Annotated in this window: 19 protein-coding genes, 2 tRNA genes and 1 pseudogene; 10 read left to right on the top strand and 12 right to left on the bottom strand. The window is 70.5% G+C overall.

The window, feature by feature from the left end; translation table 11 throughout:
- Positions 1–90 precede the first annotated feature (90 nt).
- Both ACQP2Y_RS41905 and ACQP2Y_RS41900 read left to right on the top strand, forming a co-directional pair.
- On the top strand, positions 91–372 hold the full coding sequence (locus ACQP2Y_RS41905) for a hypothetical protein (protein ID WP_246595442.1): 282 nt from the start codon (positions 91–93) through the stop codon (positions 370–372).
- A 139-nt stretch (positions 373–511) separates the two neighbouring features.
- Complete coding sequence (locus tag ACQP2Y_RS41900; RefSeq protein ID WP_360545029.1) at positions 512–874, top strand: WhiB family transcriptional regulator; 363 nt, start codon at positions 512–514, stop codon at positions 872–874.
- A 479-nt stretch (positions 875–1,353) separates the two neighbouring features.
- Here the strand turns inward: ACQP2Y_RS41900 and ACQP2Y_RS41895 are convergent, their stop codons facing one another.
- The 4 genes from ACQP2Y_RS41895 to ACQP2Y_RS41880 all read right to left on the bottom strand — a co-directional run bounded on the left by ACQP2Y_RS41895 (position 1,354) and on the right by ACQP2Y_RS41880 (position 5,279).
- Positions 1,354–1,881, bottom strand: coding sequence for a GNAT family N-acetyltransferase (locus ACQP2Y_RS41895; protein ID WP_433721870.1), 528 nt, complete (start codon positions 1,879–1,881; stop codon positions 1,354–1,356).
- Between the two features lie 9 nt (positions 1,882–1,890).
- Positions 1,891–3,237, bottom strand: a complete 1,347-nt coding sequence (locus ACQP2Y_RS41890) for an ABC1 kinase family protein (protein ID WP_433721869.1) — start codon at positions 3,235–3,237, stop codon at positions 1,891–1,893.
- A 611-nt stretch (positions 3,238–3,848) separates the two neighbouring features.
- The gene (locus ACQP2Y_RS41885; protein WP_433721868.1) at positions 3,849–4,877 is read right to left on the bottom strand and encodes a hypothetical protein; all 1,029 of its coding nucleotides are present in this window, start codon (positions 4,875–4,877) and stop codon (positions 3,849–3,851) included.
- 240 nt (positions 4,878–5,117) lie between these two features.
- Positions 5,118–5,279: a DUF5679 domain-containing protein gene (locus ACQP2Y_RS41880; RefSeq protein ID WP_015625326.1), complete on the bottom strand. Its 162-nt coding sequence runs from the start codon at positions 5,277–5,279 to the stop codon at positions 5,118–5,120.
- A 474-nt stretch (positions 5,280–5,753) separates the two neighbouring features.
- On the opposite strand from ACQP2Y_RS41880, the gene ACQP2Y_RS41875 reads away from it, so the two are divergent.
- The gene (locus tag ACQP2Y_RS41875; protein ID WP_433721867.1) at positions 5,754–6,287 is read left to right on the top strand and encodes a M48 metallopeptidase family protein; all 534 of its coding nucleotides are present in this window, start codon (positions 5,754–5,756) and stop codon (positions 6,285–6,287) included.
- Positions 6,288–6,653: 366 nt separating this feature from the next.
- Positions 6,654–7,250, top strand: a complete 597-nt coding sequence (locus tag ACQP2Y_RS41870) for a hypothetical protein (protein WP_433721866.1) — start codon at positions 6,654–6,656, stop codon at positions 7,248–7,250.
- A gap of 271 nt (positions 7,251–7,521) precedes the next feature.
- On the opposite strand, the gene ACQP2Y_RS41865 is transcribed toward ACQP2Y_RS41870, so the two are convergent.
- A complete protein-coding gene (locus tag ACQP2Y_RS41865; protein ID WP_433721865.1) occupies positions 7,522–8,781 on the bottom strand; it encodes a zinc-dependent metalloprotease in 1,260 nt (419 codons plus the stop codon).
- Between the two features lie 89 nt (positions 8,782–8,870).
- On the opposite strand from ACQP2Y_RS41865, the gene ACQP2Y_RS41860 reads away from it, so the two are divergent.
- The 3 genes from ACQP2Y_RS41860 (at position 8,871) to ACQP2Y_RS41850 (ending at position 13,165) form a co-directional block, all read left to right on the top strand.
- On the top strand, positions 8,871–9,899 hold the full coding sequence (locus tag ACQP2Y_RS41860; protein ID WP_433721864.1) for a YlbL family protein: 1,029 nt from the start codon (positions 8,871–8,873) through the stop codon (positions 9,897–9,899).
- 107 nt (positions 9,900–10,006) lie between these two features.
- Positions 10,007–12,973 carry a UPF0182 family membrane protein gene (locus tag ACQP2Y_RS41855; protein WP_433721863.1) on the top strand — a complete coding sequence of 989 codons (2,967 nt, stop codon included), beginning with the start codon at positions 10,007–10,009 and terminating at the stop codon, positions 12,971–12,973.
- A 118-nt stretch (positions 12,974–13,091) separates the two neighbouring features.
- Positions 13,092–13,165 (top strand) — tRNA-Met (locus tag ACQP2Y_RS41850).
- A gap of 404 nt (positions 13,166–13,569) precedes the next feature.
- Here the strand turns inward: ACQP2Y_RS41850 and ACQP2Y_RS41845 are convergent.
- The 4 genes from ACQP2Y_RS41845 to ACQP2Y_RS41830 form a co-directional block, all read right to left on the bottom strand.
- Positions 13,570–14,448, bottom strand: coding sequence for an alpha/beta hydrolase fold domain-containing protein (locus tag ACQP2Y_RS41845; RefSeq protein WP_433721862.1), 879 nt, complete (start codon positions 14,446–14,448; stop codon positions 13,570–13,572).
- Positions 14,449–14,531: 83 nt separating this feature from the next.
- A tRNA-Met gene (locus ACQP2Y_RS41840) sits at positions 14,532–14,605 on the bottom strand.
- A 32-nt stretch (positions 14,606–14,637) separates the two neighbouring features.
- Complete coding sequence (locus tag ACQP2Y_RS41835) at positions 14,638–15,528, bottom strand: DUF2199 domain-containing protein (RefSeq protein ID WP_433721861.1); 891 nt, start codon at positions 15,526–15,528, stop codon at positions 14,638–14,640.
- 70 nt (positions 15,529–15,598) lie between these two features.
- Positions 15,599–16,711, bottom strand: coding sequence for a lamin tail domain-containing protein (locus ACQP2Y_RS41830; protein ID WP_433721860.1), 1,113 nt, complete (start codon positions 16,709–16,711; stop codon positions 15,599–15,601).
- A gap of 209 nt (positions 16,712–16,920) precedes the next feature.
- On the opposite strand from ACQP2Y_RS41830, the gene ACQP2Y_RS41825 reads away from it, so the two are divergent.
- Positions 16,921–17,697 carry a pentapeptide repeat-containing protein gene (locus ACQP2Y_RS41825; protein ID WP_433721859.1) on the top strand — a complete coding sequence of 259 codons (777 nt, stop codon included), beginning with the start codon at positions 16,921–16,923 and terminating at the stop codon, positions 17,695–17,697.
- A 65-nt stretch (positions 17,698–17,762) separates the two neighbouring features.
- Positions 17,763–18,743 (top strand): annotated as a pseudogene (locus ACQP2Y_RS41820) (TerC family protein); the annotation flags it as partial.
- A 211-nt stretch (positions 18,744–18,954) separates the two neighbouring features.
- Here ACQP2Y_RS41820 and ACQP2Y_RS41815 read toward each other — a convergent pair.
- The 3 genes from ACQP2Y_RS41815 to ACQP2Y_RS41805 all read right to left on the bottom strand — a co-directional run bounded on the left by ACQP2Y_RS41815 (position 18,955) and on the right by ACQP2Y_RS41805 (position 23,548).
- The gene (locus tag ACQP2Y_RS41815; protein WP_433721858.1) at positions 18,955–21,147 is read right to left on the bottom strand and encodes an MMPL family transporter; all 2,193 of its coding nucleotides are present in this window, start codon (positions 21,145–21,147) and stop codon (positions 18,955–18,957) included.
- Between the two features lie 84 nt (positions 21,148–21,231).
- Complete coding sequence (locus ACQP2Y_RS41810; protein WP_433721857.1) at positions 21,232–22,569, bottom strand: translation initiation factor 2; 1,338 nt, start codon at positions 22,567–22,569, stop codon at positions 21,232–21,234.
- Between the two features lie 127 nt (positions 22,570–22,696).
- A complete protein-coding gene (locus ACQP2Y_RS41805; protein ID WP_433721856.1) occupies positions 22,697–23,548 on the bottom strand; it encodes a spermidine synthase in 852 nt (283 codons plus the stop codon).
- Between the two features lie 82 nt (positions 23,549–23,630).
- Here ACQP2Y_RS41805 and ACQP2Y_RS41800 point away from each other — a divergent pair, with 82 nt between their 5' ends.
- Positions 23,631–25,073 carry a DUF1800 domain-containing protein gene (locus ACQP2Y_RS41800; RefSeq protein WP_433721855.1) on the top strand — a complete coding sequence of 481 codons (1,443 nt, stop codon included), beginning with the start codon at positions 23,631–23,633 and terminating at the stop codon, positions 25,071–25,073.

The raw sequence follows: 25,073 nt of genomic DNA, 5'->3' as shown, positions 1-25,073 counted from the left end.
GCACACCTTGACGAGCACGGGTTACAACCATGCTCATCAAGGGTCTGAAGAGCACGACTCGAGCGCAAGGCGATGGAGGAGGTGGCACCGGTGAAGCTCAACTACACGATCGAGCGACCGTCGACGCTGCTTGCTGCTGTCTGCGCTCCGTCCGTCTCGTGGCTGCCGGCATCCGCCCCCGTGGCGCTGCTGACCGCTGAGCGGGCTCCCGTTTCGCAGGCGCACCAGGTCCAGATCCAGGCCGAGCTGGTCCGGATCCTGGTTGATGTCGACGGAAGCAACGGGACCACTGGGTTCGTGGGCAGCAATGGCGTCGCCAAGCGCATGACGGCTGGTGCCAGCGGTGTCCCGCCTCGAGGAAGGCCGGTCTGAAAAGACCATCCGGCTCACCTCGAGGCCGCGGAACCCGTAACCGGGATCCGCGGCCTACTTTTTTGCCGGCTCACCGGCCGGTGCACGACCTGTATCGCGATCCAGAAGATCGAGAAGAAGAGAGAGGTGACCGGGCTTTATGAGTCTGGCGCTGGCCCCACTCGACGTGAGCGTCGAGCTCGAGGCAAACCTGCCCTGTCGGAAGTTCGACCCGGACCTTTGGTTCTCGGACTCCCCGGCCCAGCTGGAACTGGCCAAGTCGCTCTGCGGGGACTGCCCGCTGCGCGTCGAGTGCCTCGCCGGCGCGGTCGAGCGGAACGAGCCCTGGGGTGTCTGGGGCGGCGAGATCTTTGAGCGTGGCGCCGTCGTGCCGCGCAAGCGGCCCCGTGGCCGTCCCCGCAAGGTCGACGTCGCTCGCGACGCCGAGCTCCAGGTCGAGGTCGACGAGCGGCTCGCCGCGAACGGCCTCGAGTCCCGCAACTCGGTCCGCCTCGCGGCCTGAGACTTCCACCCACCAACCCCTGACCAGAGACGGAAAACACAGTCGTGAACCCGAATGGACACTCGAAGGTGAAACTCATCCACGAAGCGCTCTCACGCGCACGAATGCGTCGGCCTCAGGCCGACCTTCACCCTGAGGCACACCGACCCGCCCGTCAGATCGCGATGGAGGCCCGGCACCGGGCTGCCCGTGAACTGGGTGGACGCCTCTGAGCAATGAACCCGATGGGCCCGTCCGCGCAACCCGCGGGCGGGCCCCCTTTCATTTGCTCGCCCTGTCTTTTGCTCGCTCTGAGATCAAGATCTTCATTGCCACGGTCCGTCGGGGTTCGGGTCGTCGCTCCCGCGGGGACCGGTCGCTTCGCTCCCTGCCAGGTGCTTGCATGGTCGCGCTCGCCAGGCTGCGCCCGGCACCCCTTACCGAAGCCTGCGGCGTAGACCGTCCCCGATGACGCCGGCAGCGACCAGTCTGCTCACAGGTCAGGCCGAGTCGTCGGGGTCGGGAGTCAGGAGCTGGAACATGGCATGGTCCTGCCACTCGCCGGCGATCTTCAGGTATTTCGGGGCTGTGCCGAAGCGGATGAAGCCGTTGCGGGCGAGGACCTTCTGCGAGGCCGCGTTGTGCAGCAGGGCGCCCGCTTCGATGCGGTGCAGCTTCAGATCTGCGAAGGCGATGCGGGCGATCTCGCGTACGGCGGCGGTCGCCAAGCCGCGGCCGTTCGCGGTCGCGACCACCCAGTAGCCGAGGTTGGCGGACTGGAACGGGCCGCGGACGGTGCCGGTGAGCGTGATCCGGCCGACCACCTGACGCCCGTCGAGGATGACGTGCGGCAGGGTCGTGGCCTCGGCGAAGCCGCGTAGCAGGGAGGTGATCACCTCTTGCTGGCCCGCCTCGGTGAAGTAGCTCTCGTCGCGCACCGGCTCCCACGGGCCGAGGAAGTCCCGGTTGTCCCGCAGGGCGGCGCTCAGCGCGGGCGCGTCATCGAGCTGGATCAGGCGCGTGGTCACCGCAAGGCGTTACGCGACCGGGGCGAAGCCGGGCAGCCATTTCTGCAGGATCGACCTGTACGGCGCCTGCGCCTCGAGCTGGCACAGCACGCCGATCGAGCCCAGCGTCACCCGGTGGATCAGCAGGTACGACGGCGGGAGGTTCAGTTTGCGGCTGAGCTGGAAGGCCGGTGACTTCGGGCTGGACAGCCGGGTCGCCTCGCCGCGAATCCAGGCGCGGGTGAAGCGGAACTCGTCGACCGCCACCGGCTCGATCATCGGGCGCAGGAAGGCGAGCACCGCCTCGGCGTCCAGCTCATCGTCCGGCTTGATGAAGCCCTCGTCCCGCAGCCCCTCGGCCACCCCGTGGGCGTCGCCGTCGAGGGCGAGCCGGACCAGGCGGCCGATCGGCTCCGGATGGCCGTCGGGCAGCCGGGCCACCGCGCCGAAGTCGATGACGCCGAGCCGGCCGTCGGGCAGGATCCGGAAGTTGCCGGGGTGCGGGTCGGCGTGCAGCAGACCGGTCCGGGCCGGCGCCGAGAAGTGCAGCGTCGCCATCAGCCGGCCGGCCTCGTCGCGTTCCTCCGGGGTGCCCTCGCTGATCACCTTCGACAGCGGGATGCCCTCGACCCACTGGGTGACCAGCACCCGGGGCGCCGAGGCGACCACCCGCGGCACGAAGATCTCCGGGTCATCGGCGTAGCCGGCGGCGAAAGCGGTCTGGGCCTCCGCCTCCAGGGCGTAGTCGAGCTCCTCGGTGATCCGCGCGCGCAGCTCGGCGAGCAGCGGCTTCATGTCCATACCGGGCTGAATGATCTTGAACATGCCGGCCAGCCGGCTGAGCTGCTTGAGGTCGGCCAGCAGCGCCTCGCCGGCGCCCGGATACTGCACCTTGACCGCGACGTCGAGCGTCTTGGGCTTGGCGCCCTTGCGGCTGGGCGGCAGCTTCCACACCGCCCGGTGCACCTGACCGATGCTGGCCGCGGCGGCCGGGCTGTCGTCGAACTCGGCGAACTTGTCCCGCCAGTCGGCACCGAGCTGCTCGGCGAGCGCCTTGTGCACGTTGGCCACCGGCATCGGCGGGGCGGCTTCCTGCAGCTTGGTGAGCGCCTGCCGGTAGGGACCGGCCATCTCCTCAGGCATCGCGGCCTCGAAGACCGACAGCGCCTGTCCGAACTTCATCGCCCCGCCCTTGAGCTGACCGAGAACGCTGAACAGTTGCTCGGCGGTGCGCTGCTGGATGTCGGCGGAGATGACGTCCGTCGCGATGCCCGTCACCCGCTTGCCGAGGCCGAGCACGGTCCGCCCGGCGAAGCCGAGGGGCAGTGCGGCGAGCTTGGCGGTGCGGGACGCTGCACGACGCGGAATGTCGGTCACCAGATCATTGTGACCGACGCGGCGCGGATCAACCGCTCCCACGGCTCCTGTTCGAGCCGGGACGTGCCAAAAGTCCGATCACTGCCCATCAATGACGTCCCGCTGTGACCCACGCCTCCTTTCCGGCGATGGTCGCGCCCGGCCGTGTCGGCCGCCCGGGGCGGCGGTGGTGGGTGTGTCGGCGGGTGGAGTGGGTGGCCGGGTGGATGGCGGCGGTGATCCGAGGTGGTGATGGCCACTCCGCGTCGATCGGGCCGGCCGGGCGGCGTGGGTGGTCCGGGCCAGCGGGGGCGGCTGCATCGGCAGACGGGTGGGATGGCCAGGTGCGGCGGCGGAGGTGGCCCGGGGCGGTGATGGCCACTCCGCGTCGATCCGGCCGGCCGTCTGGGCGGGCGGAGTGGGTGGTCTGGTCAGCGGGGACGGTGCATCGGCAGGAGGGCCGGAGTGGCCGGGTGACATGGCGGAGGTGGCCCGGGGCGGTGATGGCCACTCGCATCGATTGGGCCGGCCGGGCCGGCTGTCCGGGCGCGGCCGGGGTCGGGTGTCTCGGCGGGCGGGGTTGTCCGGGTCAGCGGGGTGGGTGCGTCGGCCAGAGGGATGGGGTGGGTAGGTCAGCGGGGGCGGCTGCATCGGCAGGACGGGTGGGGTGGCCAGGTGCGGCGGCGGAGGTGGCCCGGGGCCGTGATGGCCACTTCCGCGCCGAGGGTCTGTGGGGTGCCCTCGTCGAGGTAAGTCAGGGCCTCCGCGGTGAGGTAGCCGACCGCCGCGAGCAGGGTGGCGACGCTGCACGGCTCGACGGTGACCGGCGTCGGGTCGGGGGCGGTCCGTGGCCAGGTGGAGTCGCGGTCGGCGCGGTGCAGGGCGATGCAGGTCGGGCACGGCGTGGCCGCGGGCAGAAGCAGCGGGCCGACGATCACCGTGCCTTCGCGGATCGTGGCCGTGAGGTGGGGACGGTTGCGATGGGCGCTGGTGACGGGCGGCCGGGTGGCCGGGTGATCGTGGGCCAGCTGGATCACCAGTGACGCTGCTCCCCGGCGTACCGGACGGGTTCTGGTTTTGGGGGCCGCGCGCTCGATGGCGGCCGCCACCGCCTCGGCCCGGGGTTTGCTGAGGTCGGCCTCGGTGAGCGGGCCGCCCGGGAGCTCGTGGCTGGTCACCGTGCCGGACAGGTCGGGGTGGACGTGGTTGACGCCGGCGGCGGCCAGGGCGACCGCGACGCCGGCGGCGAGACGGCCGGGACCGGTGACCACGACCCGGGCCGCGGCGCGGCGGCGCAGCGTGCGGGCCGGTGAGGTGGTCGCTCCGGAGAAGGCCAGCGCGGCGGCCTCAGCGGTCAGCCGGGCCGGCATCGCCGGCGGGAACAAGCTCTGGGCGGGCACCACCAGGCCGGCCGCGTGCAGGGTGTCGAGCAGGGCGGCGGCCTCGTCGGGAGGCAGCCCGAGCGCGCCGGCCCGGGCCACGGCGAGCCGCTCCGAGCGGGAGCCGTCGAGCAGGTCGAGCAGGCGGGCCGCTCTCGGCTCCGGCAGATCGAGGAGTACGGCGTGAGCCGGATCGAGGCCCAGCTGGAGCGTGTGCGGAGTGCGCCAGATGCGGGGGAGCCCCGGCAGCAGGGTGGGCCGGGGTAGCGGCGTACGGCTCATGACATGACACGGTGTCACGACCTCGGCGCACAGCGGATTGGTTGTCCACAGGGTCCTACCGCCTGAGGGCAGGGTTATCCACAGGATTCTGCTAGTTATCCACAGGCAGGTGGGGGAGCGGCTCAATCACTTAACGTGTTGAGGTGGTAACTGGTTACGGACCCGTACGGGTGACAGCGGGTCTGAAAGCCGACGGGGGCGACCGAAATGGTCGCCCCCGTCCTTGCTTGTCAGGCGCGGTCAGGCCTTGGCCTTGCCCAGGATCCGGTTGACCGTCGTGCCACAGACCGGGCACTTGCCCTTGGCCATGTTCATGCCGGTCTTCGAGACCTCGACGGTGCCCTGGAAGTCGCGCTTCTCCTTGCACTTCACGCAGTAGCCGTTGTACGTGTTGTCGGCCACGATTCCTCCTCGTCATGTTGTCAGCCGGGTCGGCCCGGTGCCTGGCTCGCGGCGTCAGGCCGCGATCTGTGTTCGGCGCTGGACCGCTCCGCGACCACGTGAATGTGGCCACCCGCTCGGGGCGGTCACTACCCAGGTCGGGGCCTTTCCATGTCAGCGCAGCGTCGACTGTGTCGTCGACGGCCTGAGTGTGCCGGGCGAGATGATTCTTTTTAGGTACATACGGGTAGACACGCCGACGATTTACTCCAGATCGCCTGAAACAGGACGTTTGGGTCGGCCGGAGTATGGTCGTTTCTTCGGATACCGTGGGCGTTTCCGGCGGCCCCGGCGTGCGCGGAGAAATATTTTTCGGATTTACTGGGGCGTAGGTCACATTTTGGGAGCGTGTCGTTTCTCGTACCCTTGCGCTGACCTGGCCCTGACACATTAACGTCGCAATGTGAACCCCGAGCTGGGCCGCGCGAGCCGGTAATGGCCAGGACGCGCAAGCCTGTCGTCGAAGTGCGGCGCAGCCAGCGCCGGCGTCGCACGGTGTCCGCGTACCGGGAGGGCGAGCGCGTTGTCGTCCTGATCCCCGACCGGTTCTCCCGGGCCGAGGAGACCGAGTGGGTGGCGCGGATGCTCGAGCGCCTGGCCGCCCGCGAGGAACGCATCCGGCGCACGGACAGCGAACTGCTGATGCGCGCCCGCCGCCTGATCACCCGCTACCTGCCGGACCACGCCGGGGACATCGTGCCCGCCAGCGTCCGCTGGGTGACCAACCAGAACGGCCGCTGGGGCTCCTGCACCCCGGACGACGCCACGATCCGCATCTCGCACCGCATCCAGGAGATGCCGGACTGGGTGATCGACTACGTGCTCCTGCACGAACTGGCCCACCTGGTCGTCCCCAGCCACAACACAGAGTTCTGGGAGCTGGTGAACCGCTACCCGAAAGCCGAACGCGCCCGCGGCTACCTGGAGGGCATCTCGGCAGCAACCGGCCTGGTCCTCGCCGACGACTGACCAGCAGACGACCGCCGGGCCTCCGGACCTGCGCCGGGCTGCCGGACTTGCGCCGGGCCGCCGGGCCGCCGGGCCGCCGGGCAGCGGGGCTTGCGTCGGGCCGCCGGGTTGGCCACCGGCCCGCCAGGCCGACGGGGCTTGGGGCGGGCCGCCGGGCTTGCACCGGGCCGTCGGGCCGCCAGGCCGCAAGGCTTGGGTCGGGCCGCGGGGCTTGGGTCGGCCGCTGGGCTTGGGTCGGCCGCCGGGCATGGGCCGGGCGGCGGGCATGGGCCGGGCGGCGGGCATGGGCCGGGCGGCGGGCCGCCGGGCATCGGCCGGGCCACGGGCGTGCCGGGGCCGAGGTGGGCCGGGGCTAGCCTTCGAGTCGTGACCAAACGTGTCGTGGTGGCGCTGCTGAATCCGGTGACCTGGAGCCCGCCCGGAACCGGGCTGGAGCAGTGGCGCGCCGCCCTGGCCGAAGACGTCGTCGACCTCCTGGCCCGGCTCGCCCAGGCAGAGCCGGCCATCGCGGCCACCGCCGACGATCTGGACCTGGCCCGGGAGATCGCCTGGCCGGGCATGCCGATCTACGAGGTGCCCACGGCCACCGTGCTTCCGGTGCTCAGAGCGGCCGAGAAGGACGGCTACAACCAAGCCGCAGTCCTGGCCGCAGACGCCGCAGACGTCCCCGGCATGATCCTGGGCAAGCTCCTACGCCCCCTGAGCAGCAAACCCGTGGCAGTGGCCCCCACCGGCCAGGAGAGCGGCCTGCTGGCCCTCGCCACAAACCTCCCGGTCCCGGAGTGGCTCACGGACACCGACCTGGACACGGCAACACCGATGACAGTGCGCAGAACCGCACCCCAACCCAGCCTCGTCGAGTCAACCGCAGAGTGGCGCCGGCTACGAGGCCCCTACGACCTGGCAACCCTGGACCCGGCCCTCGAAGGCTGGGAAAACACCAGAGCCATCCTGGGCGGCTGAAAAGGCGGCTGACAAGGCGGCCGAGAAGGCGCTGAGAACGCGGCGGAGAAAGACGGCACCGATCAAGCGGGACCACAACAGGGCTTGGGGGCGGGGATGACCCACGCGGATATCAAGCCTGACGAGCCGCGTGGGTCATCCCCGCCCCCAAGCCCCACCATGCAACCAGCAAAAGGCCAGCAGAAAGCCGGATGGAAGCCATGCAACCACCCGGCAATCGGCGGGAGCGACGGTCAGTGCCATGCAACCAGGCACGACAGGAATTTGCTCGTTATTCGTTCTTTTCCTCGGACCCGGACCCGGACTCGTCCGTCCCGCCCAGGTTGTCCAGCTCGGAGATGTCCCAGTCAAGCTGAGCCCGAGCGAACTTCTGCGGGTCGGCGAAGTCCTCGTCCGTAGGCAACAGGTCGGGGTGGTCCCACAGCGCGTCCCGCCCCGCGACGCCGCGGTGCTCGGTGACCGCAGCCCACAGCGCCCCGGCCTCGCGCAGCCGCCGCGGCCGCAGCTCCAGGCCGACCAGCGCCGCGAACGTCTGCTCCGCCGGCCCGCCGGCCGCGCGCCGGCGCCGGAACGCCTCGCCCAGCGCGGCCACCGACGGCAGCCGGTCGCCCGCCGCGCTGTCCACGACGTGACCCACCCAGCCCTCGATCAGCGCGAGCGCCGTCTCCAGCCGGGCCAGGGAGGCCTTCTGCTGCGGCGTGTCCTCGGGCGTGAAGATGCCCTCGAGCGCCATCTGCTGCATCGACTCCGGGTCGGACGGGTCGACGCGGCTCATCGCCTCTTCGATCGCCTCGCGGTTGACCGTGATGCCGTTCGCGTAGGTCTCGACCGCGTTCAGGACGTGCGCGCGCAGCCACGGGACGTGCTGGAACAGCCGCTGGTGGGCTGCCTCGCGGAGCGCCACGTACAGCCGGACCTGGTCCTCGGGCAGCTCCAGGCCGTCGCCGTAGGTCTTGATGTTGGCCGGGACCAGCGCCGCGGTGCCGGCCGGGCCGAGTGGCAGGCCGATGTCGCCGGCCGAGAGGACCTCGGCCGCGAGCTGGCCGAGCGCCTGGCCGAGCTGGCCGCCGAACAGGGCGCCGCCGAGGGTCGCCACCATCGACTGCATCGGGCCGAGCTGGGCGCGGGCCTCCTCGGGCACCAGATCACCCATGGCGCCCACCATGCGGCCCGCGATCGGGTCGCACAGCTTCTTCCACACTTCGAGGGTGTTGTAGACCCACTCGTTTCTGTTCCACGCGGTGGCGTCGCGGATGCCGGAGGGCAGCGCGGACGCGGGGTCGAGCCACAGGTCGGCGAGGCGCAGGGCCTCGGAGACGGCATTGTGCTCGTACACGTTCACCGCGGGATCGCCGGTGGCGCTCAGCTGGCTGGCCGCCACTTGGCGGGCCAGATCCCAGTTGACCGGGCCACTGCCGGGCGCGGCGAACATCTGCTGCAGCTGATTCATGAACTGCTGCATCTGCTGCGGGTCGGAGGGGTCGGGCGGCTGGGCGCCCGGCAGGCTGAAGCCGAACGGGATATCAGGCACACCCCAACCGTACGCGCGTCAGGGCCCCTGGTGAGCAATGCCGGTGTCAGCTCAGAGAGAACTCAGGGTCGGTTGGTACGGTCACGCGCATGAGACGTCGCGGTGTCACGGTCATCCTCGGCGCCCTGATCACCGCACTGCTGGCAGTTGGTGTCATGGCCTTCCCCCTGCCCTACGTCGTGCTGAAGCCGGGGCCGACCGTCAACACGCTCGGTTCGGACAACGGCAAAGAGGTCATCCAGGTGACGAAGGCGGACACCTCGACCTCTGCGGGTCAGCTCCGGCTGACCACCGTAGGGGTCCAGCCGAGCGTGGAGCTGGTCTGGGCGATCCGCGGCTGGTTCAGCGACGAGCAGGCCGTCGTGCCGCGTGACCTGATCTACCCGCCGGACCAGAGTGAGCAGCAGGTCGAGGAGCAGAACGCCGAGGAGTTCAAGTCGTCGCAGTACAGCGCGGTGACCGTGGCGCTGCGCGAGCTCGGCTACCCGGTGCAGACCTTCGTCACCGAGGTGACCAAGGACGGCCCGTCGGTCGGCGTGTTGCAGAAGGACGACGTCATCACGACCGTCGACGGCACTCCCGTGACCAGCCCCGACAAGCTGACCCAGCTGGTCCAGGCCAAGCCGGCCGGCACGGCGCTGACGGTCGGCTACACCCGCGCCGGCAAGGCCGCCACCGCGACCATCAAGACCAAGGCCGCCGCGGGCAGCAACACCCCGCGCATCGGCGTGGCCATCGACAAGAAGCAGCCGCACCCGTTCAACGTCGAGATCGACCTGGACGAGATCGGCGGGCCGAGCGCCGGGCTGATGTTCACGCTGGGCATCATCGACAAGCTGCGGCCGGCCGATCTGACCGGCGGCAAAATCATCGCGGGTACGGGCACCATCGACGACGAGGGCAACGTGGGCCCGATCGGCGGCATCCCGCAGAAGCTGGTCGGCGCGAAGGACGCGGGCGCCAAGCTCTTCCTGGTGCCCGCCGACAACTGCGCCGAGGCGATGCGCAACGCTGTGCCCGGTCTGACCATGGCGGAGGTGGCCACGGTGGACGACGCCCTGACCGCCCTGCAGACCTTCACCTCTGGCGGCGCGCCGAAACCCTGCCCCGTGAAGTAACAATCGGCGCACCTGCCCCGGACGGAACAACGCAACACCGTAATGTGAAATACCGGTCCGACTTTGTGGGGTTCACGTTGGTCATGCGTAACAGTCCTCTACCGAGGATGAGCCGGCGCGGTCGCGTGACCGTCGGCGTCCTCGTCGGGGTCTTCCTTCTTTTCACGCTGCTCGGCTGGGGCATCGACGCGTACACCGATTACCTGTGGTACGACGAGGTCGACTTCACGGGTGTGTTCACCGGCGTACTGGTGACCCGGCTGCTGCTGTTCCTGGCCATCGGACTGCTGATGGCTTTGGTGATCGCAGCGAACCTCTACCTGGCCTACCGGCTCCGGCCGCTGCTGCGGCCGCACTCGGCCGAGCAGGCCACCCTCGAGCGCTACCGGATGGTGATCCAGCCGCGGCTCGGCACCTGGATCACGATCATCGCGGTGGTGATCGGCTTCTTCGCCGGCCTGTCCGCGCAGAGCCGCTGGAAGGACTGGATGCTCTTCCAGAACTCCCAGCCGTTCGGCGTGCGGGACCCCGAGCACAACGTGGACGTCGGCTTCTACATCTTCGAGTACCCGCTCTGGCGGTACGTGCTCGGCGTCGGCTTCACCACGATCGTGCTGTCGGTGCTCGGTGCGCTGGCCGTGCACTACATCTTCGGCGGTGTGCGCCTGCAGGGCGTCGGCGACCGGATGACCGCGGCGGCGCGGGCCCACCTGACGACTCTGGTGGCGTTCTTCGTGCTGCTCAAGGCGGTCGCGTACATCCTGGACCAGCGGGCGCTGCTGCTGGAGCAGCACGTCTCGCCCGGCCTTTACGGCGCCGGTTACACCGACGTCAACGCGTTGCTGCCGGCCAAGGAGATCCTGGCCTACATCTCGATCGTGGTGGCCATCGCGATCGTCGTGTTCTCCAACGCGGTGATGCGAAATCTGGTGTGGCCCGGCGTCTCGCTGGCGCTGCTGGCCATCTCCGCGGTGGCGATCGGCGGCATCTACCCGCTGGCGGTGCAGAACTTCCAGGTCAAGCCGAGCCTGGCGGACAAGGAGGCGCCGTACATCGCCCGGTCGATCGAGGCCACCAGGGCGGCGTTCGGGATCGCCGGCACGGAGATCCGGCCGTACGCGGCGTCCACCACGGTGCCGCCGGCGACGCTGGCGTCCGACACCAGCGCGCAGAACGTACGGCTGATCGACCCGCAGCTGGTCTCCGAGGCCTACACCCAGCAGCAGCAGGTCCGGGGTTTCTACGACTTCGGCCCCAAGCTGGACGTGGACCGCTACACGCTGACCAACAACAAGCCGCAGGACTACGTGGTCGGCGTCCGCGAGATCAACGACAACGCGTTGACCACCCAGCAGCAGAACTGGCTGAACCGGCACACGGTCTTCACCCACGGGTACGGCATGGTGGCGGCTCCCGCCAACCAGGTCGTCTGCGGCGGTCTGCCGTACTTCGTCTCCGGCTTCCTCGGCGACGACCAGCAGCCGGGCTGCGCCTCGGGCTCCGAGGAGATCAAGGTCGACCAGCCCCGGGTGTACTTCGGTGAGCAGTCGACCGAGTACGCGATCGTCGGGCAGCCGGACGCGAACAAGAAGACCGAGTTCGACCGTCCGCAGCCTGACAACAACAACGCCGAGGAGCGCTACACCTACGAGGGCACCGGCGGTGTGCCGATCGGGTCGTTCTTCCGCCGGATGGTCTTCGCGATCAAGAACACCGAGAGCAACTTCCTGCTCTCCGACGCGGTCAACAAGGACTCGCGGCTGATGTACGTGCGTGACCCCCGCTCCCGCGTGGAGAAGGTCGCGCCGTTCCTGACCATCGACGGCGACCCGTACCCGGCCGTGGTCGACGGGCGGATCAAGTGGATCCTCGACGGGTACACGACCGCGGCGACGTACCCGTACGCGCAGCGGATCAACCTGCAGGAAGAGACGACCGACGAGCTCACCAACCGGGGCACGGTCGCGCTCGCCCGGGACAACATCAACTACATGCGCAACTCGGTGAAGGCGACCGTCGACGCGTACGACGGCACGGTCACCCTGTACGAGTTCGACGAGCAGGACCCCGTCCTCAAGGCCTGGAACAAGGCGTTCGGCGGCAAGCTGATCACCCCCAAGGCCCAGACGCCGGCCTCGCTCGCCGCGCACTTCCGCTACCCGGCCGACATGTTCAAGGTCCAGCGCAACCTGCTGGCCCGGTTCCACGTCACGCAGCCGGCCGAGTACTTCAGCGGCCAGGACTTCTGGCAGGTACCGAACGTGCCCGACGACCCGGACAGCGGCGTCAAGCAGCCGCCGTTCTACCTGAACGTGCAACTGCCCGGGCAGGACAGCACCCGCTTCCAGCTCACCTCGGCGGTCACCCCGAACAACCGGGACAACCTGGCGGCGCTGATCTCCGGGTCGTACGTCGACAACAAACCCCGGCTGGAAGTCCTGGAACTACCGGACCAGACAGCGATCCAGGGCCCGGTCCAGGTGCACCAGCGCATGACCAACAACGCGACGGTGCGTTCGGAACTGACCCTGCTGTCCAACAGCAACCAGTCCCAGGTGCTGTTCGGCAACCTGATCTCGCTACCGGTCGGCGACGGCATGCTGTACGTCGAACCGGTGTACGTCAAGAGCGGGCAACAGGACGCCGTACCGCTGCTCCAGAAGGTCCTGATGTCCTACGGCGACGGCGGCACGTACGTGGTGCTGGCCAACAACCTCAAGGACGGCCTGGACAAGCTGGTCGCCCAGGGCAAGAGCAACCAGCCCCCGACGACCACGCCGCCGGCCAACAACCAGCCCCCGAACACGGGCAACGGGCAGCCGCCGGTGCTGCCCGGCCAGCTGGCCCAGGCGGCGGCCGCCCTGGACAAGGCCATCGCGGACGTCAAGACGGCCCAGGCATCCGGCGACTTCGTCCGGTACGGCCAGGCCCTGCAAGCCCTGGACACGGCGATGACCAACTTCCAGAACGCGCAGAAGGCAGCGGGCACGACGCCGACAACGGGACCCTCGGGCCCGCCGTCGACACCACCGTCCGGCGCACCATCGGCGCCGGCCCCGACACCAAGCGGCTGACCAGGTGACATGATGCGCGGCCCGCCGGGTTACCGGCGGGCCGCGCGCATGTGTGGGGCAGGTTACGGGGGGTCGTTTTGCATGTGGAGCGCCCCGCAGGCTAGGGTTTACCTACCGACGCGGGGTGGAGCAGCTCGGTAGCTCGCTGGGCTCATAACCCAGAGGTCGCAGGTTCAAATCCTGTCCCCGCTACGAGTCTGGGAGTCCCTCATCCGCATATTGCGCGGATGGGGGACTCTTTCGCATGTCTGCCTGGGGGGCCGAGCCCCCCAGACCCCCACGGTGCGGTGCCCACTCTGCCTGCGTCCGGTGCGGGCTTTTCTGGGGCCTTGCCCCTAGACCCCCGCTTCTGGGGCCTTGCCCTTCGTGCCGCCCCGCATTGCGGTGGTCCGCATCGCAGCGGCCATTCGCGAAGCGACAGGCGACTGCGCTTACGCCGCCCGCGCCGAACGGGCCTACCTGCGCCGGCGTGGGTTCGAACCTGCGGCCCTGGGAAAGCCGGCCAGGACGCTCATCGCGGGCCAACGGCCCAACGCGGTGGACTCGGCCATCAATCAGTGCTCAAGGCCTTGTGGAACGTGACCTGGGCCCCGTGGTTACCGCAGGGCTTTGCGGATGTGTTCCGCGATTGCTTCTCGGCCGGCTTTTGCTTCTGGGACGGGTAGCAGGGGGTATACGTGGATTGCTTCGGGTTCTTCGTGGTACGTGAGCGGGGTTCCGGGGGCCACGCGGTCCCTCAGGGCTCGGCAGTCGGGCAGGGTTATGTCGCGGGTGCCCACGAGGACCTGGATCGGTGGTAGGTCGTCCAGGCGGCCGTACAGGGGGCTCAGGCGGGGGTCTGTCAGTGGGACGTCGCCCGCCCAGGAGGCGGCGATCGGGTGCAGGCCGGCTCGGGTCAGCCAGGGGTCGGTGCGTTCCACAGCCGGGATGTCCGGGTTGGACATGGTCAGGTCCAGCCAGGGGGCGATCGTGGTCAGGCCCGCCACCGGGCGTTGCGGGTCGTCGGCGAATGCCTGTGCTGCCAGCAGGGCCAGGCCGCCGCCGGCTGAGTCGCCGGCCAGGTAGCAGTGGCGGCCTTCCCGGGTCAGGTCCTTGATCAGAGTGGTGACCAGGTTCAGGGCTTCCAGGGCGTGGTGCTGCGGGGCCAGGCCGTAGATCGGGACGTGGACGTCGTGGCCGGTCTGTTCGGCCAGGTGGGCCACCAGCGCCCAGTGCTCGCGGACGATCTCGCTGGTGTACGCGCCGCCGTGCAGGTAGATCACGGCGTGCTCCGACGGGCCGGTGGCGGCTCGGCGGGAGCGCACCACGTACACGTCATGGTTGTTGACCGTGCGGTGGGCCACGACGCAGCGCTTGCGGATGCCCGGGGGTGGGGCTGAGGGGCCCTTCTTTTTGGCCAGCACCGCGCGGCCGGCGGCCTCGGTGGCGAATCTGCGCTTGTAGGCGACGCGGACGAACGCCGCTACGCCCTTCATCTGCCAACTCGACAAACCGACTCCCAAAAGGCTCTCATGCGAAACGGCCCGCCAGATGATCTCTGACGGGCCGTTCTGCTTTGTAGCGGGGACAGGATTTGAACCTGCGACCTCTGGGTTATGAGCCCAGCGAGCTACCGAGCTGCTCCACCCCGCGTCGGCTTCATAAAGCTAGCACGGGGCCGGCCGTCAGCCTTTCTCGGGGCTGACCGAACGCCACACGTGCTGGGCCCAGGGCAGGTCGGCCGGGTCGTCGTAGACGCAGACCAGGTGCAGGACGTCGCCCGGGATCGCGACGTAGCCGTGCAGGTTGTGCAGGATGCGGCCGTCGCCCAGGGCGGGGCGCCAGAAGGCGTACCGGTGGGTTTCGTCCTTGATCTCCGTGAGCTCGCCGTCGCGGTCCCGTGGCGCGTCCGCGGTGAGCTCGCGGATCACGTCGGCCGGCGGCGAGTCGGCGGGCGTGCCCAGCGGGTCGAGGTGCACCGTGCGGCCGGGGCCGGTGAAGTAGATCCGGTCCTCGTGCCGGCGCAGCTCCAGGCCCGCTGAGCGGTCCAGCGACCAGCGGGTGGTGATCCGCTGCCGGACCGGGGTCGGCAGGGCGTACGTGAGCCGGCTCAGCACGTCGTCGCGGTCCCACTCGTCGTGCAGGATCCGGTGCATCAGGGTGCCCTCGTCGGCGACCAGGTACGGGATCGAATCCGGCTCGCGGACCTCGGCCCGGGCCGGCGCGCCCAGCATCTCCGCCCACGGCTGTACGGCGTTCGCCACCGTCCCCTCGAGCCGCAGGTCCGCGTACTCCGGGGCCTCCCAGATCTCGCTCGCGTGCCGCAGCATCGGCGCCGGGACCCGCAGCCACACCGAGTATTCGAGGGTGCCGCCGCCGGTCAGGCGTACCGGCATCAGGCAGCGGACGAACGCGCCGATGCCCTCGGCGGCCCGCAGGTGTTCGTTGCCCCAGGTCGCCTCGCGTTCCGGCGGGGTCAGCGCGAGCATCGGGTCCGGCCAGGTGGAGCGGACCGCGAAGTCGACCGGGGACAGGGCTCCCCCGCAGCAGGGGCAGTCGGGCAGATGATCAGGCACTCGGGCACCCTACCCAGCACGACGGCCCTCCGGCGGGGGAAGCCGGAGGGCCGTCAGCGCGTACGGGGGTTCAGCAGTAGGTCTGGTTCTTGTTGCTGGTCCACCGGCAGGAGTCGATCGACTTGCCGCTGGGGCTGCGCAGGTACGCCGTGTCGCCGGAGTTGTTCCAGACGTAGCCGGTCCGGTTCCAGTAGCGGTGGCCGCTGTCCGGCCGGCCGTTGGTGCCCTTGCCGCTGTGCACGTAGACGGTCTTGCCGGCACCGAGCTTGTGGTCGGTCGAGACGGTGTAGACGTGCCCGGCGGCGTCGCGGATCGTCCAGCCCTTGAGGTTGACCGTCTTGCTGGTGCGGTTGGTCAGCCGGACGTACTCGGCGTTGAGGCTGGTGTTGCTGCCGTTGTCGGTGCCCGGCGAGTTGTAGACGATCTTGGTGAACTGCACGTCGCCGGCCTTGGGCGCGGGCGTCGTGGGTGTGCTCGGGGTCGGCGTGGTGGGAGTCGGGGTGGGCGTGGTCGGGGTGGACCCGCCGCCGCTGCCGCTTCCGCTGCCGACGTTCAGCGTCACCGTCTCGGTGCGCCCGGCCAGCAGGTTGTTGTCGGGCTCGGCGTCGATCACCGCGCGGTACGACTTCGTCCCGGTGCCCTGACCGGTCAGCGTCGTCGTGTAGACCGAGGCGTCGCCGACGGTCTGGCCGCCCGCGATGTCCGTCCACGTGCCGTCATTGTTGCGCTGGATGTGCACCGCCAGGCCCGGCTGGGTCGGGTTGGCCGACACGGTGACGTCGACGGTGCCGTTCGAGGCGCTCATCGTCATGGTCGGCACGATGCCCATGGCCACCGAGATGCGGCTGGACGCGACGCCGTTGGCCACGACGTAGAAGCGGAAGCCGGAATCCACGATGCGGCTCAGCTGGTACGTGCCCGAGCCGGAAGCAATCGTCGACACGTAACCGCCGTGGTCGTAGTCCGGCGACTGGTAGAAGTCGTTGAAGACGTACGCCGATTCGTAGAGCTCCACCGTCGAGCCCGCGGGGGCCGTACCGGTGATGGTGATCGGGCCGTAGCCGTTGCGGCTGGCCGGTGCCGAGATCGTCGGCGCCGCATCGGCGGCGCTCGCGGGGGCGGCCAGGCCGAGGGCGGCGACGCAGCCGATCGCGGTCATGACCGCCGTCTTCCGTGCACGCATCAGCAAGTTCTCCTCGTAGCTGTGGGGATTTACGCAGCGTAGTGAAGATGACAAAGCGTAGTCACCCGTACGGACGGACCCGGTTATCACCTGGACGGATGAGGGGGGTGGCAACTCTGAGTTACTTTCGGTCAAGTGGCGCAGTGACGGCAGGTAACCGCCATGTCGGACTCGGCGGCCGAAAGGCGGCTCGGTATACGGTCGGAGCCGTGTTGACCCCCGAACAGCTGCGGGCGGACTGCGGGCAGTGCGCCGGCCTGTGCTGCGTCGCGCCGGCCTTCGCCAAGTCGTCCGACTTCGCCATCAACAAGCCGGCCGGCAAGCCGTGCCCGAATCTGGCCGACGACTTCCGCTGCGGCATTCACGACCGGCTCCCCGAGCGCGGGTTCCCCGGCTGCGTCGTCTTCGACTGCTTCGGCGCCGGCCAGCAGGTCACCCAGGTGACCTTCGGCGGCCGTGAGTGGCGCGGCACGCCCGGCATCGCCGGGCAGATGTTCGCGGTGCTGCCGGTCATGCGCCAGCTGCACGAGCTGCTCTGGTACGTGACCAAGGCGCTCGAGCTGACAGCGGCGCGCCGGCTGCACCCGAAACTGCGCACGGCTCTCGACGAGACCACGGCCCTCACCACCGGCACGCCGCAGGAGCTGCTCGCGCTGGACGTCGACGCCCACCGGCGGCGGGTCAACCCGCTGCTGCAGCAGGCCAGTGAGCTGGCCCGGGCCGGGGTCGGCGGGCGCCGCCCCGACCACCGCGGCGCCAACCTCATCGGTCGCCGGCTCAAGGGCGCCGACCTGCGCGGCGCGAGCCTGCGCGGAGCTCTGCTGATCGGTGCCGACCTGCGCGGCGCCGATCTCCGCTGGGCCGACGTCACCGGGGCCGACCTGCGCGGGGCGGACCTGCGCGGTGCCGACCTGACCGGGACGCTTTTCCTCACCGAGGCGCAGCTGAAGGCGGCCGTGACGGACGCCACGACCAAGGTCCGGTGACGCCGGTTGCCCCCCTAGGATGATGGATCTCGCCGATCGACCGAGACTCCGTGGAGCGTGGTGGCATGCAGGTGTCCGGTCTGGTCTGGGCCTTGACCGTGGTGGGGATCCTCGGGCTCGTCGTCTTCGACTTCTACTTCCACGTCCGGCGCGCGCACATCCCGACGCTGCGCGAGGCCGGGGCGTGGTCCGCGGTCTACGTCGGCCTGGCCATCGTCTTCGGCTTCGGGGTGCTCATCTTCGGTGGCCGCGACATGGGCGCGGAGTACTTCGCGGGCTGGGTGACCGAGAAGGCGCTGTCGGTCGACAACCTCTTCGTCTTCCTGGTGCTGCTCAACAGCTTCAAGGTGCCGCGGGCCGACCAGCAGAAGGTGCTGCTCTTCGGCATCGTCTTCTCGCTGATCGCCCGGACCGGCTTCATCTTCCTGGGCGCGGCGCTGATCAACTCGTTCGCCTGGGTCTTCTACCTGTTCGGCCTGATCCTGCTGATCACCGCGGGCAACCTGCTCAAGGGCGACGAGAGCGAGGACCGGTCGGCGGACAACGTCATCATCCGGCTCGCCCGGCGCTTCCTGCGCACCTCCGACGACTACGACGGCGACAAGCTGTTCACCGTCCAGGACGGCAAGCGGGTGCTGACCCCGATGCTGCTGGTCATGGTGGCGATCGGCGGCACCGACATCCTGTTCGCGCTGGACTCGATCCCGGCCATCTTCGGCCTCACCCAGAGCGTCTACCTGGTCTTCACGGCCACGGCGTTCTCGCTGCTGGGGCTGCGCCAGCTCTACTTCCTGCTGGACGGGCTGCTGGACCGGCTCATCTACCTCTCGTACGGGCTGGCCGCGATCCTGGCCTTCATCGGCGTGAAGCTGATCCTGCACGCCCTCCACGAGAACAATGTGCCCTTCATCAACGGCGGCGAGCACATCGACGTGGTCGAGATCAGCACCGGGGCCTCGCTGGCCTTCATCATCGGCGTGCTGATCATCACGGTGATCGCGTCGCTGCTCAGCCCCAAGGGCCGGGCGCAGACGTACGTCGCCGCGGCGCGGCGGCACGCGACCGAGTTCCTCGACATCGAGACCGACCCGCGCTACTGCGACGAGATCTACCACAAGCTGCTCGACGAGGAGGCGCACCTCAAGCGGCTGCCGGAGAAGTACCGGGCCCGGATCCGCCAGGAGGACGAGCTGATGAACCTGCTGCGCCGGGCGCACCGGGTGCACGACGAGCGGGTCACCGCCGGCACCTGCTTCGTCAGAGTCTGACCAGCTCGGGGGCGTCGGCCGGCTCCGGCCGGCGCAGGCTGTCGCCCTCGATGTCGACCCGCGGCGTGATCCGGTCCAGCCAGCGCGGGAAGGCCCAGGCCCGGCGGCCCAGCAGGATCAGCACGGCGGGCACCAGCGTCATCCGTACGACGAACGCGTCGATGAGCACGCCGAGCGCCAGCCCGAAGCCGATCGCCTTGATGGTCGGGTCGTCGATCAGCACGAACCCGCCGAAGACGGCCGCCATGATCAGTGCCGCGGCTGTCACCACCCGGGCGCCGTGCCCGACCCCGGCCACGGTCGCCGCGGTCGCGGTCGCGTCACTCGGGGGCCCGGCGTGCACGAAGTCCTCGCGTACGCGGGAGACGATGAACACCTCGTAGTCCATGGCCAGCCCGAAGAGCACCCCGGTCATGATGATCGGCAGGAAGCTGACCAGCGGCCCCGGCCGGTCCACGCCGAACAGGTCCGCCGCCCGGCCCAGCTGGAACACCGCGACCGTGATGCCGAAGGTGGCCCCCGTGGTCAGCAGGAAACCGGCGGCCGCCTTCAACGGCACCAGCACCGAGCGGAACGCCAGCAGCAGCAACAGGAAGGACAGCCCGATCACCACGCCCAGGTAGCGGGGCAGGGCGGCGGTGAGCTTCTGCGACACGTCGACGCCGACGGCGGTCGCGCCGGTGACGGCCACGCTGGTGCTGCCACCGGCCAGCAGGGCAACCGAGTCGCGCAGGGCGCGGACCAGCCGCGCGGTCTCCGCACTGCTCGGACCGCCGGCCGGGGTGACCAGCACGACCTGGGTGGTGCCCGCGGCGTTGGCCGGCCCAGGGCTGACCGCAGCGACGCCGGGGAGCTTGCGGACCCCGGCGGTCACCCGGCCGGCCAGCGACGAGACGGCGTCCTTGCGCGGGCCGCGGATCACCACCAGCAGCGGACCGTTGGCGCCGGCCCCGAAGGCGGCGGTGGTCAGGTCGTACGCGACCCGCTGATGGGAGCCGGCCGGTGCGGTCCCGTTGTCCGGCAGCGCCAGCCGCATGTCCCGGACCGGCACACTGAGCACGCCCAGCCCGCCGACGACCACGATCACCACCGGCACCCGGAACCGGGTCACCCAGCGGGCCCAGGTGAAGCCGAAGCCGTCCTCGCCCGCCTGCCGCGCGTGCACGCCCCGGTTGCGCAGACCCCGCGGCAAGATCCGGCCACCGGCGAAGCCCAGCATGGCGGGCAGCAGCGAGAGCGCCACCAGTACGGCGGTGAGCACGGTCCCGGCGGCGGCGAGACCCATCGCGGTGAGGAACGGGACCCCGACCAGGCTGAGCCCAGCCAGCGCGATCACCACTGTGGCGCCGGCGAAGGTGACCGCCGAACCTGCGGTCGCGGTGGCCCGGGCGACCGACTCCTCGGCGGCCATCCCCGCGGCGAGCTGGGTCCGGTGCCGTGAGCCGATGAACAGCGCATAGTCGATGCCCACGGCCAGGCCCAGCATCAGCGCGAGCACCGGGGCGGTCGACGACACCTCCACCACGGCCGTCACCAGCAGCAGGCCGCACATGCCCGCGATGACCCCGATCAGGGCGGTCAGCAGCGTCATCCCGGCCGCCACCAGCGAGCCGAAGGTGACCACCAGGACCAGGGCGGCCACCGCCACCCCGATCACCTCGGTCGCGCCGATCTCCGGTCCGCCGCCGCTCACCCCGCCCGGAACCACCCGCGGGCGCTGGTCCGTGCCCTCGGACGCCAGGGAGTCGAAGTCCTCCCGGTCGGCGGGGGAGAGGTCGTCCGCACCCTTGGTGTACTGCACGCTGATGAGGCCGATCGTGCCGGACCGGTCGATCCGCGCCGAGGCGTAGGGATCCACCACGGCGACGACGCCGGGCAGCTTCGCGGCCTGCGCCACCACGTCGGCCACGGCGGCCCGGGTGATCGGGTCCGCCAGCCGCGTCCCGGCGGGAGCCTGGACGACCACGGTGAGCGCGGCGCCGCCGGCATCGGGCAGGTCCCGCTTGAGGGCGTCGAGGGCTTCCTGCGACTCGGTACCCGGGATGGTGAAGGTGTCCACCGTCTTGCCGCCGAGCGTCAGGGCACCGGCGGCCAGCAGGAGCAGGATCAGCGCCCGGAGGCCGGCCACCAATCGCCGGCGCCGGAACGAGAAACGGCCGAGGCGGTACAGCAGCTGGGCCATGGTGACGCTGTCCGATCTGCGCTGACAGGCAGGTTTGTCCTGGTCAGCGTAGCGATCGGAGCGCGCCGGGGCGGCGGATCAGGCTCAGCGGGGGCGCTGGCCCCGGGAGGTGGAGCCGATCTCGGGCTCGGGACGGCGTACCCCGGCCTTGCCCGCGGCCGAGTTGGTCGCGAAGCGGGCGGCGGCCCGCCGGACGTGGGCGGCCCGGGCAGTGAGGTCGGTGGTCGGCACCTCGGACAGGTCGGCCTCCTCCTCGGCCCGCGCTCGTTCCGCGCCGGCATGCTCGGCTGCGGCTGCGGCTGCGGCTGCGGCAGCGGCTCGGTCGGCGGCGGCCTGGTCTGCGACGGCTTGTTCGGCGGCTTGTTGCTCGGCGGTGGAGACCAGGCTGGCGATCCGGGCGGCCAGGTCGGCCGCGCGGGACGCGAGATCCGGTTGGTTGACGTGGGTGGCCTGCTCGGCCGCGGCCGCCTGCAGGGCCCGCGCCTCGTCGGCGGCCAGCCCCGGCCGGTAGCCCGGCAGCCGCATCCGGGTGCCACTGACCGAGGGGGGATAGGGCACGTCGTGCGACTGAGCCTCATCGGGCTGGAACTGGTAGGGCTCGGCCTCGTAGGGCTGAGGCCCGTGACGCTCGGCCTCGTGAAGCTGGGCCTTGTGGGGCTGGACTTCCTGGGGCTGGGGCTGGGGCTCGTAGCGCGGCGGGAAGTCCTGGTGCAGGGAGGCGAGGAGCAGGCTGTCGTGGTCCGCGTCGTCCATCACCAGCCGGTGCGGCTCGGGCACGGCGACCTCGAGCTCGTAGCCGGCCGGCGGGCCGGGGTCGGCCGGCCGGTGCACCGACAGGGCGCCGATCAGCGTCACCGTCTGGCCCTCGCCGCCCTGGAAGTTGCTGAACTCGGGGCCGATCAGCAGCCGCGACAGCATCCGGGACTGCGGCGCCGACAGACCCAGCTGGTCCGCGTGGTCGACCCGGAACCGGGCGATCGACTGCCGGATCAGATTGGCCAGCTTGTCCGCGTCGCCGACCGTGGCCAGGTCGCCGCCTGCGAAGACCAGCGCCGGGAAAGAGCCGTCGGACGCGGCGCACACGAGCTGGATCTGCGCTGCCGCGGCCGCGCGGCCCGTCGTCCGGGCGCCGGGCTGCACCCGCAGGTGCTGCGGGTAGAGCCAGCGCAGCTCACCCGAGGTGACCTCGAGATCATCGGGAGAGTCCGAGCGGGTGTACGCGTACAGCACCCGGTTGTCGGTCACGAGGACCTCGGTGCTCTCCGGCAACGCCCAGCGTGGCAGCGACGCCGCCTGGTCGAAGGCGTACTCGGCGACAGCGCACCGGCCCTGCCAAAGGGGGCGCTCACCGCCCTGCAGCGGGCCGAAGGCGTGGGAGTGGCCGGTGGGAAGCGCAGTGGGGAGAAAATGCGAATCCGGCATACCTCGATTAGATCGATATAGCAGAGGCCGGACAAGTCGCGGGGACGTGAAATTGCCTCATCGTGGAACGACGACACCCCCGGCCCGGAGCGCGTGAACCTTTGGGCGGCGGGGTCCGTACTGCTGTCTAGGGCCGCGCGCTGAACAGCCCCTCCGGAGGGGCCGGAGAGGGAAGAGCGTCGATATCCGTCGCCGGCTGCTGACCGGAAGTGAATCGATCGAGGTCAGTCTCGACCCGGCCCGGGAACCAGTCCCCGGCCGCGCGCCGGCTCAGCTCGGGCACCGGCGGTGAGCTCCGCCCGGCCAGCACGACCAGATTGCCGAAGCGCCGGCCGCGCAGGACCGCGGCGTCGGCGACCAGGCAGGCCTGCGGGAGCGCGGCCCGGATGGTGGCGACCTGGGTACGGGCATAGCGCAACGGCGGCCCGTCGGCCACATTGGCGATCAGCCAGCCCAGCGGCGCGAGCACCCGCGCCACCTCCCGCATGAACTCCACCGACGCCAGATGCGCCGGGGTGCGCGAACCCGCGAAGACGTCCACCACGACCAGGTCGTACCCGTCGTCGCGCATGCCGGTGACCGCCTCGCGGGCGTCGCCGACGCGTACCCGGATCTTGGCCTTGGGGTCCCAGGGCAGCTCCCGGCGCACCAGCTCGACCAGCGGCCCGTCGATCTCCACCACCCGCTGCGGCGACCCGGGCCGGGTCGCGGCCACGTAGCGCGGCAGCGTCAGCGCGCCGCCGCCCAGGTGCAGGACCCGCAGCGGGGCCCCGGCCGGCGCGATCAGGTCGATGGCCGCGGCCATCCGGCGGATGTACTCGAACTCCAGGTGGGTCGGGTCGGCCAGGTCGACGTGGGACTGCGGGGCCCCGTCGAGCAGCAGCGTCCAGCCCGACGCCCGGTCCGGGTCCCCGACCAGCTCGGCGACGCCGGAGCCGACGGTCTCGACCCGCCGCTCACCCCGCTTGCGCTGCGCCATGGCAGCAGTATGTCGGTTGCGATCCGGTAGCGAGGCGGCGGGAACCCTGGGAATCGGCGTCCGCCGGCCGACGTCGACGGTCGTGACGGCGACTGCGGATTTCCTCCCCGGTGACCCGTTGCTGCACCTGCTGCGCCGGACGACGTACGGTCCGACCCCCGAGTCGGCCGCCGAGATCCGCCGGCTGGGCGCGCCGGTCTGGCTGGAGCGGCAGCTCAAGCCGGCCGCCATCGCCGACCCGGTCGCCGACGACCTGGTCGCCCGGCTGCCGCTGAGCCGGCTCACGATCGACGGCGTCCGGGCCAAGGTGCGCAGTGGCGCGCTCAAAATGTACGGCTGGGACACCATGTACGAGCTGGGCTGCGCCACCCTGGCCCGCTCGATCTGGAGCGAGCGGCAGCTGTTCGAGGTGATGGTCGACTTCTGGTCCAACCACCTCAACGTCACCAACCCCTCCGGCGACGTCTGGGACAGCCGGCAGGACTACGACCGGAGCGTGATCCGGCCGTACGCGCTGGGGCGTTTCGCCGACATGCTGAAGGCGTCCGCCAAGCATCCGGCGATGCTCACGTACCTCGACAACCGTTTCTCCACCAAGGCCGCGCCGAACGAGAACTACGGCCGTGAGCTGCTGGAACTGCACACCGTCGGGCTGGGCTACTCCGAGTCCGACGTCAAGAACGCCGCCCGGCTGCTCACCGGCATGACGGTCAGCTGGGACGACGGGCGCTACCGCTACGACGCCGGCCGGCACGCCACCGGCGCGGTCAAGGTGCTCGGCTTCCGCCACGCCAACACGAGCGCCGCCCGCGGCGAGACCGCGGCCCTGGCCCTGCTCGACTACCTGGCCCTGCACCCGGCGACCGCCCGGCGCATCGCCACCAAACTCTGCGTCCGCTTCGTCGCCGACGACCCGCCGCCCGCGCTGGTGACCAGGCTGGCCAAGGTCTACCTGGACAACCGGACGGCGATCGCCCCGGTGCTGCGCGCCCTCTTCGGCTCGGCCGAGTTCGCCGCGTCGGTCGGCGCCAAGACCCGCACGCCGCTCGAGGACATCGTCGCGACGGTACGCACCCTCGGCTACGCGCCCGAGAAGTCCGGCACCCAGGCGCTCAAGGCGCTCTACTGGATCACCGAGTCCGCCGGGCAGGCGCCGATGGCCTGGGCGCCACCGAACGGCTATCCCGACGTCGCCGCCGCCTGGGCGTCCCCGTCCGGGCAGGTCGTGCGCTGGAACGCGCACCTGAACATCGCCGCCGGCTGGTGGCCCAGCACGCTGCAGCGGCCGGCGTCGCTGGTCACGGCCTTCGCGGGTACGGTGCCGGCCACCTACGGCGCGTTGATCGACGCGGTGGCCACGAGGCTGGTCGGCCGGACTCTCGCCCCGGCGCACACCACGGCCATCGCCGCCTACTACGGCAAGACGCCCGCCTCGGCCCTGAAGGCGAGCGACGCCGCTGTCGGGTGGGCGTTCCCGTACCTGGTGGCTCTGCTGCTCAACTCTCCCTACTTCGCGCTGAGGTGA

The sequence above is a fragment of the Actinoplanes sp. CA-051413 genome (genome assembly GCF_050955795.1).
Taxonomy (GTDB): Bacteria; Actinomycetota; Actinomycetes; order Mycobacteriales; family Micromonosporaceae; genus Actinoplanes.
The sequence above is the reverse complement of the archived record's forward strand: the minus strand, read 5'-3'. Positions and strand labels throughout refer to the sequence as shown.